The organism is Frigoribacterium sp. CFBP 8751 (assembly GCF_014841545.1).
GTDB lineage: Bacteria > Actinomycetota > Actinomycetes > Actinomycetales > Microbacteriaceae > Frigoribacterium.
The window spans coordinates 15,579-30,053 of sequence record NZ_JACYUB010000008.1; the positions used below are offsets into that span (position 1 = coordinate 15,579).

General features: G+C 72.5%; 13 protein-coding genes. 7 read left to right on the plus strand and 6 right to left on the minus strand.

What is annotated here, in order from left to right:
- The first annotated feature begins 57 nt into the window (after window positions 1–57).
- Together IFT88_RS15685 and IFT88_RS15690 are read left to right on the plus strand one after the other, a co-directional pair.
- Entirely contained in the window at window positions 58–1,065 is a 1,008-nt protein-coding gene (locus IFT88_RS15685) for an NAD(P)/FAD-dependent oxidoreductase (protein WP_192121691.1), read from the plus strand.
- Window positions 1,062–1,760 (plus strand): class I SAM-dependent methyltransferase, encoded by a 699-nt coding sequence (locus IFT88_RS15690; protein WP_192121693.1) that lies wholly within the window; start codon window positions 1,062–1,064, stop codon window positions 1,758–1,760. Before IFT88_RS15685 ends, IFT88_RS15690 begins: the two co-directional genes overlap by 4 nt.
- Before the next feature lie 154 nt (window positions 1,761–1,914).
- Here IFT88_RS15690 and IFT88_RS15695 read toward each other — a convergent pair whose 3' ends face one another.
- Genes IFT88_RS15695 through IFT88_RS15710 form a run of 4 tightly spaced genes read right to left on the minus strand, consistent with a single transcriptional unit; the run spans window position 1,915 to window position 8,319 of the window.
- Window positions 1,915–5,058, minus strand: a complete 3,144-nt coding sequence (locus IFT88_RS15695; RefSeq protein ID WP_192121695.1) for a glycoside hydrolase family 2 TIM barrel-domain containing protein — start codon at window positions 5,056–5,058, stop codon at window positions 1,915–1,917.
- Complete coding sequence (locus tag IFT88_RS15700) at window positions 5,055–6,026, minus strand: carbohydrate ABC transporter permease (RefSeq protein WP_082383434.1); 972 nt, start codon at window positions 6,024–6,026, stop codon at window positions 5,055–5,057. The genes IFT88_RS15695 and IFT88_RS15700 overlap by 4 nt, the downstream gene beginning before the upstream one ends.
- Window positions 6,023–6,985, minus strand: a complete 963-nt coding sequence (locus IFT88_RS15705) for a carbohydrate ABC transporter permease (RefSeq protein ID WP_054146539.1) — start codon at window positions 6,983–6,985, stop codon at window positions 6,023–6,025. Before IFT88_RS15705 ends, IFT88_RS15700 begins: the two co-directional genes overlap by 4 nt.
- Window positions 6,982–8,319, minus strand: a complete 1,338-nt coding sequence (locus tag IFT88_RS15710) for an ABC transporter substrate-binding protein (RefSeq protein ID WP_192121698.1) — start codon at window positions 8,317–8,319, stop codon at window positions 6,982–6,984. Before IFT88_RS15710 ends, IFT88_RS15705 begins: the two co-directional genes overlap by 4 nt.
- 110 nt (window positions 8,320–8,429) lie before the next feature.
- Here IFT88_RS15710 and IFT88_RS15715 point away from each other — a divergent pair, with 110 nt between their 5' ends.
- Together IFT88_RS15715 and IFT88_RS15720 are read left to right on the plus strand one after the other, a co-directional pair.
- Entirely contained in the window at window positions 8,430–9,101 is a 672-nt protein-coding gene (locus IFT88_RS15715) for a TetR/AcrR family transcriptional regulator (protein WP_056230294.1), read from the plus strand.
- On the plus strand, window positions 9,098–9,907 hold the full coding sequence (locus IFT88_RS15720; RefSeq protein ID WP_192121700.1) for an alpha/beta hydrolase fold domain-containing protein: 810 nt from the start codon (window positions 9,098–9,100) through the stop codon (window positions 9,905–9,907). The genes IFT88_RS15715 and IFT88_RS15720 overlap by 4 nt, the downstream gene beginning before the upstream one ends.
- 47 nt (window positions 9,908–9,954) lie before the next feature.
- On the opposite strand, the gene IFT88_RS15725 is transcribed toward IFT88_RS15720, so the two are convergent.
- Entirely contained in the window at window positions 9,955–10,338 is a 384-nt protein-coding gene (locus IFT88_RS15725; protein ID WP_192121701.1) for a cupin domain-containing protein, read from the minus strand.
- Window positions 10,339–10,397: 59 nt separating this feature from the next.
- Between IFT88_RS15725 and IFT88_RS15730 the strand changes: the two genes are divergently transcribed.
- Window positions 10,398–10,589, plus strand: a complete 192-nt coding sequence (locus tag IFT88_RS15730; protein ID WP_192121703.1) for a hypothetical protein — start codon at window positions 10,398–10,400, stop codon at window positions 10,587–10,589.
- Between the two features lie 6 nt (window positions 10,590–10,595).
- Here IFT88_RS15730 and IFT88_RS15735 read toward each other — a convergent pair whose 3' ends face one another.
- The gene (locus tag IFT88_RS15735; protein ID WP_192121705.1) at window positions 10,596–11,627 is read right to left on the minus strand and encodes an alcohol dehydrogenase catalytic domain-containing protein; all 1,032 of its coding nucleotides are present in this window, start codon (window positions 11,625–11,627) and stop codon (window positions 10,596–10,598) included.
- A gap of 79 nt (window positions 11,628–11,706) precedes the next feature.
- Here IFT88_RS15735 and IFT88_RS15740 point away from each other — a divergent pair, with 79 nt between their 5' ends.
- Together IFT88_RS15740 and IFT88_RS15745 are read left to right on the plus strand one after the other, a co-directional pair.
- Window positions 11,707–12,228 carry a DoxX family protein gene (locus IFT88_RS15740; protein WP_192121707.1) on the plus strand — a complete coding sequence of 174 codons (522 nt, stop codon included), beginning with the start codon at window positions 11,707–11,709 and terminating at the stop codon, window positions 12,226–12,228.
- Between the two features lie 103 nt (window positions 12,229–12,331).
- Complete coding sequence (locus IFT88_RS15745) at window positions 12,332–14,455, plus strand: RecQ family ATP-dependent DNA helicase (protein WP_192121709.1); 2,124 nt, start codon at window positions 12,332–12,334, stop codon at window positions 14,453–14,455.
- The last annotated feature ends 20 nt before the right edge of the window (window positions 14,456–14,475 follow it).

The following is a 14,475-nucleotide window of genomic DNA, read 5'->3' on the forward strand; positions in this document are numbered from 1 at the left end:
AACGCAGATTGCCAGACTGACGCTCGACGTCGCAGGATCGGGTCAGGAGGTCACACCATGAACCAGAACACCCACCCGCTCGACACCGTCCACGACGTCGTCGTGATCGGCGGCGGCGCCGCCGGACTCAGCGGGGGGCTCTCGCTGGCCCGCGCCCGCCGAGACGTGCTCGTCGTCGACGACGACCGGCCCCGCAACGCCCCCGCCGAGGGCGTCCACGCGTTCCTCACCCGCGACGGCGTCGCCCCGCGCGAGCTCACCCGCCTCGGCCGCACCGAGGTCGGGGCGTACGGAGGCGCGATCACGTCGGGCACCGTGACCGGCGTCCGCCGCGACGACGACCCCGCCGCGCCCTTCGTCGTGACCGTCACCACCCCGGGTGGTGACGCGTCCGAGGTGCGTGCCCGCCGCCTCCTCGTCACTTCAGGGCTCGTCGACGAGCTGCCCGCCGTCGACGGCCTCGCCGAGCGCTGGGGCCGCGACGCCGTGCACTGCCCGTACTGCCACGGCTGGGAGGTGCAGGACCGCGTGATCGGCGTGCTGGCCACGAGCCCGTTCGCGATGCACCAGGCCCTGCTCTTCGGGCAGTGGAGCCGCGACATCGTGCTGTTCACGAACGACTCGTTCACGCCCGACGACGAGCAGGCCGAGCAACTGCGGGCCCGTGGGGTCACGGTGGTCGACGGCCCGGTCGCGCGCCTGCGGGTCGAGGACGACGTCCTCACCGGCGTGACGCTCGACGACGGTCGCACGGTCGACGTCGGCGCCCTGGCCGTCATGGCCCGGGTGCGCTCGCGGGCGGACTTCCTCGTCGACCTCGGACTCGAGGCGACCGAGCACCCCGCCGGCGTCGGCACCCACCTGGCCACGATCGAGCCGCTCACCGGCCGATCGGCCGTGCCGGGGGTCTGGCTCGCGGGCAACGTCACCGAGCCGATGGCCCAGGTCGTCGCGGCGGCCGCGGCGGGCACGATGGCCGGCGCGGCGATCAACATGGACCTGGTCACGGAGGAGGTCGCGGCGGCCGTCGCCACCCTGCGCACCGGAGAGAGGATCGACGCATGAGCGAGGCGGAGCGAGGGCAGCAGCACCAGGACCACCGGGAGCAGGAGCGACACGGGCACGCCCACCCCGTCTTCGACCGCGCCTACTGGGAGGACCGCTACGGGCAGCCCGGCCGCGCCTGGAGCGGGCGCCCCAACGCCGCCCTCGTCGCCGAGGTCGCGGCCCTGACCCCCGGCCGGGCGCTCGACGTCGGCAGCGGAGAAGGCGGCGACGCCCTCTGGCTCGCCGCGCGGGGCTGGCAGGTCACCGGCGTCGACATCTCGCAGAACGCCCTCGACAAGGCGGCCGCCCTCGCTCGCGAGCGGGAGGACGTCGACCCGGCCCGCCTCACCTGGCAGCAGGCGGATCTGACGGGGTGGAGCCCGACCCGCACCTCCTTCGATCTGGTCACGGCGCACTTCATGCACCTGCCGCCCACCGACCGCGAGCGGCTGTTCCCGGCACTGGCCGACGGCGTGGCACCGGGCGGCACCCTGCTGATCGTCGGCCACGACGTCGACGCCCTGCCGGGCGGCGCCGGGAGGCACGGCGATCCGGGCATGCTGTTCACCGTCGACGAGGTGGTCGGCAGGCTCTCCCCCGACGCGTGGCGGGTCGAGGTCGCCGAGGTGCGGCCGCGTGACATGACGGGCCCCGACGGAGACGTCTGGCACGTCGCCGACGTGGTCGTCCGCGCCACCCGCCGGGCCGGCTGAGGGCGGCGCCCGGACGGCACGCACGACGCGGCCGCACGCCGACGTGGCCGCACGCACGACACGGCCGCACGCAGGACGGGCGGGTCCGTCCTGCACGGGCGTCCTGAGACGCCCGCCCGACACGGACCCGCCCGTTCTCGGCGGGGGCAGCCGCCTACAGGGCGCGGAACTTCAGGCGCAGCTGGTGAGCACCCGGGCGCAGCACGTGCCGCGACGCGACGTCCGGCCCGCACGCCCGCGACCCGACGCCGTGCTGGGCGGCGTCGAGGTACAGGTGGGTGCGGTCACTCGCGGGCAGCTCGTGCGGGTGCTCGGCCACGCCGATCTCCTGGGCCGTGTGGCGGGTCATCGTGAAGCCGGGACGTTCACCCGTGGCGCTCGGCACCGCCTCGACGCGCAGCCACGGCTGACCGGCGGGGCCGAGGTCGAGCGTGCGCAGGTCGCTGCGGTGCCCGGTCTCTTGCGGGCGGGCGTACCCGGCCGACAGGTCGTCGATGCCCGACTCGTAGCGTCCGACGAACGCCGAGTGGCGGCTGTCGGGGTACGACTCGCGCGGCCCGGTGCCGAACCACGAGGCGTGGTCGACGTCGCCCGGCAGGTCGAAGCGCACGCCGACGCGGGGCCAGACCATGTCCCACCACCCCGTGGGGACGATGTCGACCGACAGCCAGAGGTCGTCACCGACGAGCTGCCACTGCTCGTCGGTCGTCACGGCGTTGCGTGTGTCGGCCGCGGCGTAGCGGGTGCGCACCCGGACCGAGTCCGGCGTGACGCTCACCGACTCGACGCGCGCGGTCAGCCGGTCGAGCCCGGCGAGCAGCCAGGTGTCCTGCGAGCTCGGCAGCACGCCGACCTCGTACAGGTCGACGCGGTGGCGGTTGCGCATCACGTCGCGGTCGCGGTCCTTCGGCGTCAACCACTCGCCGCGGTCGTTGTCGGTCGGTGCACGCCACAGCTCGAGGCGGGCACCGTCGACCGGGCGTCCGGCCAGCGAGACCAGTCGCCCGTCGTCGAACACGGCCGGGCCGAGCTCGATCCGCCCCGAGGAGGCGCGGGCCGTGCGGTCGCGCGAGTCGCGCACGACCGCGGGGCGGGGTGTCGCGACCTGCACCGGTGTCGGCGTGAGGTCGAGCTGCTGGGTCGAGATCACGTGACCCGCATCCGCCCACACGGTGGCGTCGGCGAGCTCGACCGTGACCGTGAGCCAGGTCTCGCCGGTGCCCGACACGGGCACCTCGGGCAGTGAGACGAACACCGTCTCGTGGGCGGCCAGGGCGCCGCCCTCGAGGCCGACCACGTCGAGGGTGCCCGAGCGCGCCTCCTCGCCGTCGTGCGAGACGACCCAGCGGAAGACCACGTCGGAGGCGTCGGCCGAGTGCCGGAGGTTCGACACGACGAGCACCGGCCGTCCGTCGACGGTGGGCGTCTCGAAGCGCAGGCGGATCGGGGCCACGACCTGGGCCCACTCGTACAGGCCGGGCGACGGGGTGTCGTCGCTCAGCACCATGCCGTCCATGACGAAGTTGCCGTCGTGGACGACCTCGCCGAAGTCGCCGCCGTAACCGAAGTACTCGACGCCGTCGGCCGTGTGCGTGCGCAGACCGTGGTCGCGCCACTCCCAGACGAAGCCGCCGTGCAGGCGCGGGTAGGCGTCGACCAGGTCCTCGTACTCGTCGATCGCGCCGGGGCCGTTGCCCATCGCGTGGACGTACTCGCAGAGCAGGAACGGCTTCGAGCGCTGACGCGCGGCCTCGGCCGGCGTGCAGCCCAGCAGCGGGACGGACTCGTCGCCCGAGCCGATGGCGCGCGTCTCGTCGATCCACGAGTACATGCGCGAGTAGACGTCGGTGTAGGCGCCCGTGTAGTCGCCCTCGTAGTGCACGGGACGGCCGCCGTCCCGGGCGTGGGTCCACGCCGCCATGGCCGCGAGGTTGTGGCCCGTGCCCGCCTCGTTGCCGAGCGACCAGAGGACGATGCTCGGGTGGTTCTTGTCGCGCTCGACGGTGCGCACCATGCGGTCGACGTAGGCGTCGTGCCAGTCCGGGTCGTCGCTGGGGTTGCCGATCCACTCCTGGCGTTCGAAGGCGTGGGTCTCGAGGTCGCACTCGAGGACGACCCAGAAGCCCAGCTCGTCGGCGAGGTCGAGGAGGCGCGGGTGCGGCGGGTAGTGCGACGTGCGGATCGCGTTCACGTTGAACCGCTTCATCTGGGCGAGGTCGCGGCGCGACCACTCCTCGTCGAAGACGCGGCCACGGTCGGGGTGGGTCTCGTGGCGGTTGACGCCGTGGAACACGACGCGGCGGCCGTTGACCTCGAACTGGTCGCCCACGATGCGGACCGTGCGGAAGCCGAGGCGCAGCGAGACGGTCTCGGCGCCGCCCGCGCTCGAGACGGTCGCGTCGTAGAGCCGCGGGGTCTCGGCGGACCACGGCTCGACCGCGTCGAGCGCGACGGGCGCGACGTCGGCCGGTGTGGCCCAGGTGACCTCGACGCCGAGCTCGGGCACCGAGAGGGTGACCGGGTAGGCGGCCTCGCCGGCGGTGATCTCGGGGACGATCGCCGCGCCTCCTTCGCCCTGACCGGCCGTGCCGTGGAACGGCGTCCGAAGCCAGACGTCGTCGAGGCCGCCGACCGGGCGGGCCTGCAGCGTGACGCTGCGGAAGATGCCGGGCAGCCACCACTGGTCTTGATCTTCGACGTAGCTCGACGCCGACCACTGGTGCACGCGCACCGCGATGACGTTCTCGCCCGGGTGCAGGGCGTCGGTGACGTCGAACTCCTGGGCGAGGCGGCTGCCGACGCCCATGCCGATCTCGACGCCGTTCAGCCACACCACGTAGCGAGACTCGACGCCGTCGAACCGCAGCAGCACGCGCTCGGCGCCGTCGAAGGACGACGGCAGCCCGAACGTCCGGCGGTGGTCGCCGGTCGGGTTCGCGTCGGGCACGAAGGGCGGCTCGGTCGGGAACGGGAACTGCACGTTGGTGTAGATCGGGGCGCCGCGCGAGCCGTCGCCGCCGAGGACCCAGTGCGACGGCACCTCGATCTCTCCCCAGGACGAGTCGTCGAGGTCGACCGCGCCGACGCCGTCGACGGGCTCGCCCTCGGGCAGGACGCCGCGACCGCCGAGCGTGCCGGGGGCACCGGGCAGCAGCCGGAACGACCACGTGCCGTCGAGCGAGAGGGTCGGGGCGTCCGTGTGCAGCCAGGAGCGCGCCGGCGTGCGGGCGCCCTGCCCGGGGCCGGTGTCGGTGAGGTAGTCGGCGGACACGGTGGACGGTGTGGTGCTGTGGGTCACTTGACGCTTCCTTCGGTGAGGCCGCCGCGCCAGAAGCGCTGGAGGACGACCATGGCGATGACCAGCGGGATGATCGACAGCAGCACGCCGCCGGTCGTCAGCTGGTAGAACTCGGGCAGGCGGTCGGTCTGGCTGAGCCAGTTGTTGAGGCCGAGCGTGACGGGGAACTTGTCGACGTCGCTCAGCATGACCAGGGGCAGGAAGTAGTTGTTCCAGATGCCCACGAGCTGGAACAGGAACACCGTGACGAGCGCCGGGGTGAGGATGCGCAGTCCCAGCGTGTGGAAGATGCGCAGCTCGCCGGCGCCGTCGAGGCGGGCGGCCTCCATCAGCGACGTGTCGACCGTGGCCTGCGCGTAGATGCGGCAGAGGAACAGGCCGAACGGCGACACGAGCGACGGCAGCAGCACGCTCCAGTAGGTGTTGGCGATGCCCATCTGGCTGAACAGCAGGAAGAGGGGCAGGGCCGTGGCGGTGCCGGGCACGAGCACGCCGCCGAGGATCGTGCCGAAGACGACGTTGCGGCCGCGGAACTCGTACTTGGCGAGCGCGTAACCGCCGGCCGCGGCGAAGTACGTCGCGATCAGGGCTCCGACGCCGGCGTAGAGCACCGAGTTGAGCACCCAGCGCACGAAGATGCCGTCGCCGTAGGTCAGCACCTGGCCGAGGTTGTCCCAGAGCGAGAACGTCGGGGCGAACCAGAAGCCGAAGGTGCCGAACAGGTCGGGCGTGGTCTTGGTCGCCGCGACGACGACCCAGTAGACCGGCACGAGGAAGTACAGCGCGACGACGACCAGGATCGCCGTGACGATGATGGTGGACGCCTTCGAGCGTCCGGCCGTGCGGTCGGGGCCCGCGCTGCGGGCACGGCGCCGGGCGGGCTTCTCGGCACCGCGGCCACGACCCTGTGCCGTCACGATGGACTCGGTCTCGGTGGCGTGCTCGGCGCCCTTCGTCGAGAGGCTCATTTCTGCTTCCTGTTCGTGATGCTGAGGAACGTGATCGACAGCGCGAACGCGACGAGGGCGATCAGGACCGACTGGGCGGCCGCGACGTTGTAGTCGTTGTAGGCGAAGGCCGTGGTGTACGCGCTGAGGTTGGGCGTGTACTGGCTGTCGATCGCCGGCGAGACGCGTTGCAGCACCTGGGCCTCGGCGAACAGCTGCAGGGTGCCGATGATCGAGAACACGGCCGTGAGCAGCAGGGCCGGACGGATCAGCGGCAGCTGGATGCTGAACGCGACGCGCAACGACGACGCACCGTCGACCTTGGCGGCCTCGTACAGCTCGACCGGGATCGACTTCAGCTGGGCGATGATGATCAGCATGTTGTAGCCGGTGTAGCTCCAGGTCACGATGTTCGCGATCGACCACAGCACGGTGTTCGCCCCGAGGAAGTCGGGGGTGACGCCGAAGACCTCGCCGATGTCGATGATCGGGCTGAGACCGGGCACGTACAGGAACGACCAGAGGATGGTCGCGATGACGCCGGGCACGCCGTACGGCAGGAAGTACGCGGCACGGAACACGCCCGGCCACTTCGCCGACGCCGACTCGAGCAGCAGCGCGAGCACCGTGCAGAGGATCAGCATGACCGGCACCTGCACGATGCCGAACAGGAACATGCGGCCGATCGAGGCGACGAAGTTGGGGTCGCCGAGCACCTGCGCGTAGTTGTCGAAGCCGGCGAACCCGCTGGTCACGCCGCCCTCGCCGAACAGGCCGCTCCGGGTGACCTTCGTGAAGCTCGAGAACACCGCGATGACGATCGGGATCACGAAGGTCAGCGCGAAGAGCGCCAGGAACGGCGCGAGCAGCACCCAGGGCGCCCGCTTGACGGCGCCCTTCGAGCTGCTGCGACGGGGACCCGAGGAGGCGCGGGTCGAGTCGGTCACGGCCTCGGGCCGCGTGTCGGTCGCGGCGCTCATGCGTTCGCCTTCCGGATGGTGAGGCCCTTGTTCTGGAAGACGGCCATGATGTCCTTCTCGGCCTGCGCCACGGCGTCGACGAGCGTGCCGCCCGACGCCTTGCCCCGGAAGCCGTCGCTCAAGATGTTGAAGGACTGCTGGGTGATGGGCCACCAGCTCCAGTCCTGGTTCTGCGAGGACTCCTTCGTGGCGGGCACGAAGACCTCCTGGTTGTAGTTCTGACCGCTGAAGAACGGGCTGGGCTGCTCGCGCAGCGAGCCGACGACGTCGCGCGCCGGCGACCAACCGATGCCGCAGAACTCGATGAGGGCGTTGATGCCCTCGGGGGTCGTGGTCATCCAGACGGCGAAGTCGAGCGCCTCTCGGGGGTGCTTGCTGTTCGCGAGGATGGCGGCGGTCGAGCCGCCGAGGAAGCTCGAGGCGTAGCCGGTCTGCCAGGTGGGCAGCGGGGCGCACTTCCACTTGCCCTCGGCGCCGCTGACGCCCTCGATCAGGGCGTCGCCCCACGAGCCGGTCGCGACCGACGCGATGGTGCCCGCGCTGGCGGCCGAGAACCAGGCCGGCGTGTAGGCGCCGTAGGCGGTCGTGACGATGCCGTCGTCGATCGCCTTGTCGAAGAAGCGGGCGACGGTGAGCGTCGCCTCGTCGGTCATGTCGATGACCCAGCCGTCGTCCTCGGCGCGCAACCACGACGCACCGGCCTGGGTGGCGTAGGCGGCGAAGAGCGAGGCGTCGGCGAGCGGGAAGGAGTCCATCAGCACGCCGGCCCCCTTCAGCTCGGTGCCGACCGCGGCCCACTCGTCCCACGTGGTGGGGACGGCGGCGCCGACCGTGTCGAAGACGGCGGGCTGGTAGAACATGCCCATCGGGCCGCTGTCCTGCGGGATCGCGTAGATGCCGTCGGTGTAGCTGACCTGGTTCCAGAGCGTGGGGTCGTAGAGGTCGGCGTACTGGTCGGCGCCGTAGCGCTTGAGGTCGACGACGCCGTTGGCGAGCAGGAACTCGGGCAGCGAGCGCAGCTCGACCTGGGCGATGTCGGGGCCGGCACCCGCGGCGAGCGCCGAGTACAGCTTCTGGTAGCCGCCCGCGTTGCCGCCGGGGATGAAGACGGTCTCGACCTGCACTCGCGACTGGCTCTCGTTGTAGAGCGCGGTGACCTGGTCGAGGCCCTTGAGCCAGGCCCAGTACTGGAGCTTGACCGGGCCGTCGGCCGCGGGGATGGTCGGCAGGGTGTTGACCGAGGCCGTCCCGGGTGTGGCGCAGCCGGCGAGCATGGCAGTGGCGCCGGCGGTCACCCCCAGGCCGAGCAACTGCCGTCGGGACATCGGGCTCATGTTCATCTCACTTCGTCGTGGGGCCGTGGCGTCAGCGACGCTAACACAAATTCGAATGGTCGCTCGAATTTCACGGGCGAGGTGTTCGGGAGGTCGTAGAGTGGCCGATCATGACGACGATCGGCTCGACGACGAGCGACCCAGGCGGCGTGCCCACCGGTGCCGCCGACGGTTCTCGTCCCGCGCGTCGCGGCCCGTACGCGAAGTCGGCCGAACGCCGGCTCGCGATCGTCGAGGCGGCCTTCGAGGTGTTCTCGACCAAGGGCTACGTCGGCGGGTCGCTCCGAGACGTGGCGGACGTCGTCGGCATGAGTCAGACGAGCCTGCTGCACTACTTCCCGTCGAAGAGCGCGCTGCTGCTCGCGGTGCTCGAACGTCGCGACACGGTCTCGGACCGCTCGGCCGAGCCTCCCGACCGGGGTGACCTGATCGGGACCGTCCTCGGGCAGGCGCGACACAACGAGACGGTCCCCGGGCTCATCGCGCTCTATGCGGTGCTGGCGGGCGAGGCGGTCACGACCGGCAACCCCGGCAGCGACTACGTGCGGGAGCGCTTCGAGCGCCTGCGTGCCGAGTACGGCGACGCCCTGCGAGCGCTGGAGGCGCGGGGTCGGTTGCGCCCCGGGGTCGACCCCGACCGGGCGGCGTCCGGGCTCGTGGCCCTGTGGGACGGCATCCAGCTGCAGTGGCTCCTCGACCCGGACCGCATCGACGTGGTGCAGCAGTTGCAGGACCACCTCGACCTGCTGGTCCTGCCCGACGACGCGGTGGATCGGACGTGAGCGGTACCGTGCCCGTCCGCCCCGACGTCACCGTCCGCTGGTACGAGCCCTGGCCGGGGACGTCGGCCCCGGCAGGCCCGACGCTGCTCTGGCTGCACGGCGGCGGATTCTTCCGCGGTGGACTCGACCAGCCGGAGGCGCACGACGTCGCGCGGTCGCTCGCCGCACGCGGGGTGAGGGTCGCCACGGTGGACTACCGTCTCGCGCCTCCCCCGGGCCTCGGTCTCTTGGCCGGGCGGCTGATGCCGTCGCGCAGCCGGTACCCGGGGGCACTCGACGACGTGGTGACGGCCTACGGCGAGGTGGGCGACCGGTCCCCCGAGGGCGTCATCGTGGGAGGCGCGAGCGCGGGAGCGTGCCTCGCCGCGGCGGCCACCCTCCGCACGATCGACGACGGTCGCCCTCCGGTCGGCGCCGTCTTCGCCTACGGCTTCTTCCACGCCGCACACCCCCGGGTGGTGGAGGCGCACCACCGGTCCGGCGGTCACCGTGGCCTCAGCCACGCGAGGTGGGCCCTCGACGCGATGAACCGTAACTACGCCGGCTCGCGGGGCTCCCTGGCCGACCGTCTCGCCTTCCCCGGCGGCCACGTCCTCTCGGGCTTCCCCCGCACCCTCGTGGTGAACGCCGAGCGCGACAACATGCGCGCCTCGGGCGACCTCTTCGCCGCCGAGCTCGCCGACGCGGGGGTCGACGTGCGGCACCACGTCCTGCCGGGCACCCACCACGCCTTCTTGAACCGGCCCCGGCTCGCCGCGTACGCCCACACCGTCTCGCTCGTCGCGGAGTGGACCCGCGGCGGCTGACCTGCCCGGCCCCCGGGAACGCGCCCCGCGCCTCCTGGGCGGCGTCGTCAGCGGAAGTCGCCGACCTGACGGTCGACGGGCACGGTGCGGTCGACGACGACGTCACCGGTGTGGGCCGTCGTGGTGGTCTCGATCAGCACGATCTCGACCTCGTCGTCGGCCACGGGGTTGTGCGGCACCCCCCGCGGCACGACGTGGAACTGCCCGGGGGTGAGCACCACCTCGCGGTCGTCGGGGAGCTGGATGCGCAAGGTGCCCGAGACGACGAGGAACATCTCGTCCTCGGCGTCGTGCGCATGCCAGACGAGCTCGCCGAGCAGCTTCGCGACCTTCACGTACTGGTCGTTCACCCGCCCGACGACCCGCGGCGTCCAGTGCTCGGTCACCTGTCGGAGTTCGGCCGCGACGTCGATTCCCTGGAGTGCAGTCATGGGGCCATCCTCCCGCGTCGGACACCTGCGGACGCCGTGCGGGGATGACAGCATGGAGCATGACCTCGAACCCCCCGCCCAAGACGGGTCGCACGACCTGGTCCGTCCTCCTCGCCGTCGCCGTGACGCTCGCGGCGGCCTCGATCGTCCTGATCGTCCTCGATCCCGGGAAGTCGGGGTCGTACTTCACGCTGATCGGCATGCTCTGCCTGATCTGGCTGAGCGTCACCAACCTTCGACGACTGAGGTAGGCCGGGTCAGAACACGGCCACCGTCATGCCGGCGGAGGTCGCCGGTCGGTCCATGGCGGCCACGGCGTCGGGCAGGTCGTCGAAGGCGATGATCCGACCGATGGACTCCTGCGGACGCAGTCGGCCCGCGACGACGTCGTCGAGCATCGCGGCGTACTCGCCCACCGAGATGCCGTGACTGCCCAACAGTTCGAGTTCGTCGGCGATCACCCGCCCCATCGGGATCACCGGGGCGGCCTCGTCGTCGAGCAGCAGGCCCACCTGGACGTGTCGACCCCGCGGACGGAGGGACGCGACGGACGCCGCGGACGTCACCCGGCTGCCGAACGCGTCGAGGGCGACGTCGGCGCCTCCGCCGGTGAGGGCTCGGACCCGGTCGACGGCGAGGTGGTCCATGGGGACGGTCTCGGCACCCAGGTCGGCGGCCCGTTCGAGGGCGGCGGGCGAGATGTCCGACGCGACGACGTGAGCACCGGCGGCCACCGCCACGGCGACCGCCGAGAGACCCACTCCGCCGCAGCCGAAGACGGCGACCCACTCACCCGCCCGGACGCGGGCCCGGGCGTGCAGGGCGTGGTACGCCGTGCCGAAGCGGCAGCCGAGCGCCGCCGCCTCGACGAAGCCGACCTCGTCCGGCAGGGCGATGACGTTCACGTCGGCGTGCGGGACGACCAGCGACTCGGCGTACGAGCCGGGAAGGGTGAACCCGGGCTGCTGCTGACGGGAGCACACCTGGGTGGCACCGGCACGGCACTCGTCGCACGTGCCACAGGCGAAGACGAACGGGGCGGTCACGCGGGTGCCGACGACGACCCGGGTGACGTCGGCGCCCACCGCCGTCACCACGCCCGCGAACTCGTGACCCGGCACGTGGGGAAGGCGCACCGAGTCGTCGTGGCCCTTCCAGGCGTGCCAGTCGCTCCGGCACACCCCGGTGGCCGCGACGCGGACCACGACGCCGTGGTCGGGCGGCACGGGTGCCGCGAGGTCGACGATGGTCGGAATCGACCCGAACTGGTCGTACTGGACGGCGCGCATCCCCCGATCCTGACACGAGCGGCGGACCGGACGCGCCCCGCCGCGGACGGCGACGGCCCACACCGGGTAGGAACGGTGCATGAGCCTCGCATCCACCCTCCTCCGCCTGACCGTCGGCGGTTTCTTCGTCGGCCACGGACTCCAGAAGCTGACCGGCGCCTTCGACGGCCCGGGCCTGGCCGGCACCGAGCAGATGATGGCCGGCACGGGCATGCACCCCGCCAGCCGCAACGCCCGTCTCGTCGCCGTCACCGAGACCGCCGGCGGCGCCGCCCTCGCCTTGGGCGCGGCGACCCCGCTCGCCGCCGCCGGCATCGTCGGCACGATGGTCACGGCCGTCCGCAAGGTCCACCTCGCCAAGGGCCCGTGGGTGACCGAGGGTGGCTACGAGTACAACGCCGTCCTGATCGCCGCGGCCGCAGCCCTGGCCTCCGGCCCCGGCGGCCCGTCGGTCGACCAGCTCTTCGGCAAGAAGTCGTGGGGCGCCGGCGGAACGGTCTTCGCGCTCGTCGCCGGCGTCGTCGCCTCGTTCGTCGCGGTCGAACTGGGCAAGCGTGCCACTCCCCCGGCCGAGCCGGGCTCGGACTCCTCGGCGGGCTGACCCACCTCCCTCGTCTCGTCCCCGGGGCGCGACCACCCGGTGACGGGCGGTCGCGCCCTTCGTCCGTCCGGCGGGTGACGGTGGCCTCTGCGAGCATGGGGCCATGACACCGACGAGCACCGCGACCGACATCGACGCCGAGGCACTCGACCTGCTGCGGGCGCTCACCGGGCGCGACGACGCCGTCTTCCACGACGGCCAGCTCGAGGCCATCCGGGCGCTCGTCGCCGATCGTCGTCGAGCCCTCGTCGTCCAGCGCACCGGCTGGGGCAAGTCGGCGGTGTACTTCATCGCCACCCTGCTGCTGCGTCGACGGGGCACCGGCCCGACGCTGCTCGTCTCCCCCCTGCTCGCCCTGATGCGCGACCAGGTCGCCGCAGCCGCCCGGGCCGGGGTGCGGGCCGTCGCGGTCAACTCGGCGAACGCCCACGAGTGGTCCGACGTCCAGCAGCAGCTCGTCGACGACGAGATCGACGTGCTGCTCGTCTCCCCCGAACGACTCAACAACCCGCGCTTCCGCGACGAGCAGCTGCCCGTCCTCATCGCCCGGCTCGGCATGCTCGTCGTCGACGAGGCGCACTGCATCTCCGACTGGGGCCACGACTTCCGACCCGACTACCGTCGCCTCGCCGACCTCATCCGCACCCTGCCCACGGGCGTCCCCGTCCTCGCCACCACCGCCACGGCCAACGCCCGCGTCGTGGCCGACGTCGCAGAGCAACTCGCCGTGGGGCCGGGCGACGAGGTGCTGACGATCCGGGGGTCGCTGGCGCGCGCCTCCCTGCGTCTCGGGGTGTTGCAGCTGCCGACCTCGCGCGACCGACTCGGCTGGCTGCTCAGCCACCTCGCCGACCTGCCCGGCAGCGGCATCATCTACACGCTCACCATCTCGGCGGCCGACGACACCGCCCGGCTGCTCCGCGAGGCCGGCCACGACGTGCGGTCGTACTCGGGCCGCACCGACCCCGAAGAACGCGAACAGCTCGAACAGCGCCTCAAGGGCAACGACCTCAAGGCCCTGGTCGCCACGAGCGCCCTCGGCATGGGCTTCGACAAACCCGACCTCGGCTTCGTGATCCACCTCGGTGCGCCGTCGTCGCCCGTCGCGTACTACCAGCAGATCGGCCGCGCGGGTCGCGCCACCGACAACGCCGACGTGCTGCTGCTGCCCGGCACCGAGGACGCCGAGATCTGGCAGTACTTCGCCACGGCCTCGATGCCGTCCGAGGCGCGGGCGGCGGCCGTGCTGGCCGAGCTGGGCGAGACGCCGCTGTCGACGCCCGCCCTCGAGGCGCGGGTCGACGTCAAGCGCACTCCGCTCGAGCTCATGCTCAAGGTGCTCGACGTCGACGGTGCCGTCCGCCGGGTGCAGGGCGGCTGGGTCAGCACGGGCGAGCCCTGGGTCTACGACGCCGAACGCTACGACCGCATCGCCGCGGCCCGGGTCGCCGAGCAGGAGTCCATGCTCGCGTTCGAGCGCGGCGAGACCTGTCGCATGCAGATGCTGCAGGTCGACCTCGACGACCCGGCCGCCGAGCCCTGCGGGCGGTGCGACGTCTGCGCGGGCACCTGGTACCCGACCGACATCGCCGGCGAGGCGGCGACCTCGGCCGCGAGCACCCTCGACCGGGTCGGCGTCGAGATCGACCCCCGGGCCCAGTGGCCCACGGGGGCCGACCGGGCCGGGGTCGCCGTCAAGGGCAAGATTCCCGAGGGTGAACGGGTCGAGCCGGGTCGGGCGCTCGCCCGACTGACCGACCTCGGATGGGGCAACACGCTGCGCGAGGTCTTCGCGGCGAACGCCCCCGACGCCCCCCTGTCGAAGCACCTGCTCGACGGGGTCGTGCGCGTCCTGAAGGAGTGGCCGTGGGCCGAACGGCCCGTGGGCGTCGTCGCGATGCCGTCCACGTCGCGGCCGCAGCTCGTCGGGTCGCTCGCCGAGGCGATCAGCACCGTCGGGCGACTGCCGCTGCTCGGCACGCTCGGCAGCGCCCGCCCTTCGGCCGGCCGCGGCCAGGGCGGCAACAGCGTCTACCGCCTGGCCGACGTCTGGCAGTCCTTCGAGGTCGGCCCCGAGCTGGCCACGGCCCTCTCCGAGGTGTCCGGGCCGGTGCTGCTCGTCGACGACCTGGTCGACAGCCGCTGGACGATCACGGTGGCCGGACGCGAACTGCGCCGCGCCGGGGCCCCCGCCGTGCTGCCCTTCGCCCTCGCGGTGGTCGGCTGAGTCGTCCACGGCGGGCCACC

Coding starts and splice junctions, on each gene's coding strand:
- IFT88_RS15685 (WP_192121691.1), top strand. CDS start 58: ATGAACCAGAACACCCACCCGCTCGACACCGTCCACGACGTCGTCGTG.
- IFT88_RS15690 (WP_192121693.1), top strand. CDS start 1,062: ATGAGCGAGGCGGAGCGAGGGCAGCAGCACCAGGACCACCGGGAGCAG.
- IFT88_RS15700 (WP_082383434.1), bottom strand. CDS start 6,026: ATGAGCCTCTCGACGAAGGGCGCCGAGCACGCCACCGAGACCGAGTCC.
- IFT88_RS15705 (WP_054146539.1), bottom strand. CDS start 6,985: ATGAGCGCCGCGACCGACACGCGGCCCGAGGCCGTGACCGACTCGACC.
- IFT88_RS15710 (WP_192121698.1), bottom strand. CDS start 8,319: ATGAGCCCGATGTCCCGACGGCAGTTGCTCGGCCTGGGGGTGACCGCC.
- IFT88_RS15715 (WP_056230294.1), top strand. CDS start 8,430: ATGACGACGATCGGCTCGACGACGAGCGACCCAGGCGGCGTGCCCACC.
- IFT88_RS15725 (WP_192121701.1), bottom strand. CDS start 10,338: ATGACTGCACTCCAGGGAATCGACGTCGCGGCCGAACTCCGACAGGTG.
- IFT88_RS15730 (WP_192121703.1), top strand. CDS start 10,398: ATGACCTCGAACCCCCCGCCCAAGACGGGTCGCACGACCTGGTCCGTC.
- IFT88_RS15735 (WP_192121705.1), bottom strand. CDS start 11,627: ATGCGCGCCGTCCAGTACGACCAGTTCGGGTCGATTCCGACCATCGTC.
- IFT88_RS15740 (WP_192121707.1), top strand. CDS start 11,707: ATGAGCCTCGCATCCACCCTCCTCCGCCTGACCGTCGGCGGTTTCTTC.
- IFT88_RS15745 (WP_192121709.1), top strand. CDS start 12,332: ATGACACCGACGAGCACCGCGACCGACATCGACGCCGAGGCACTCGAC.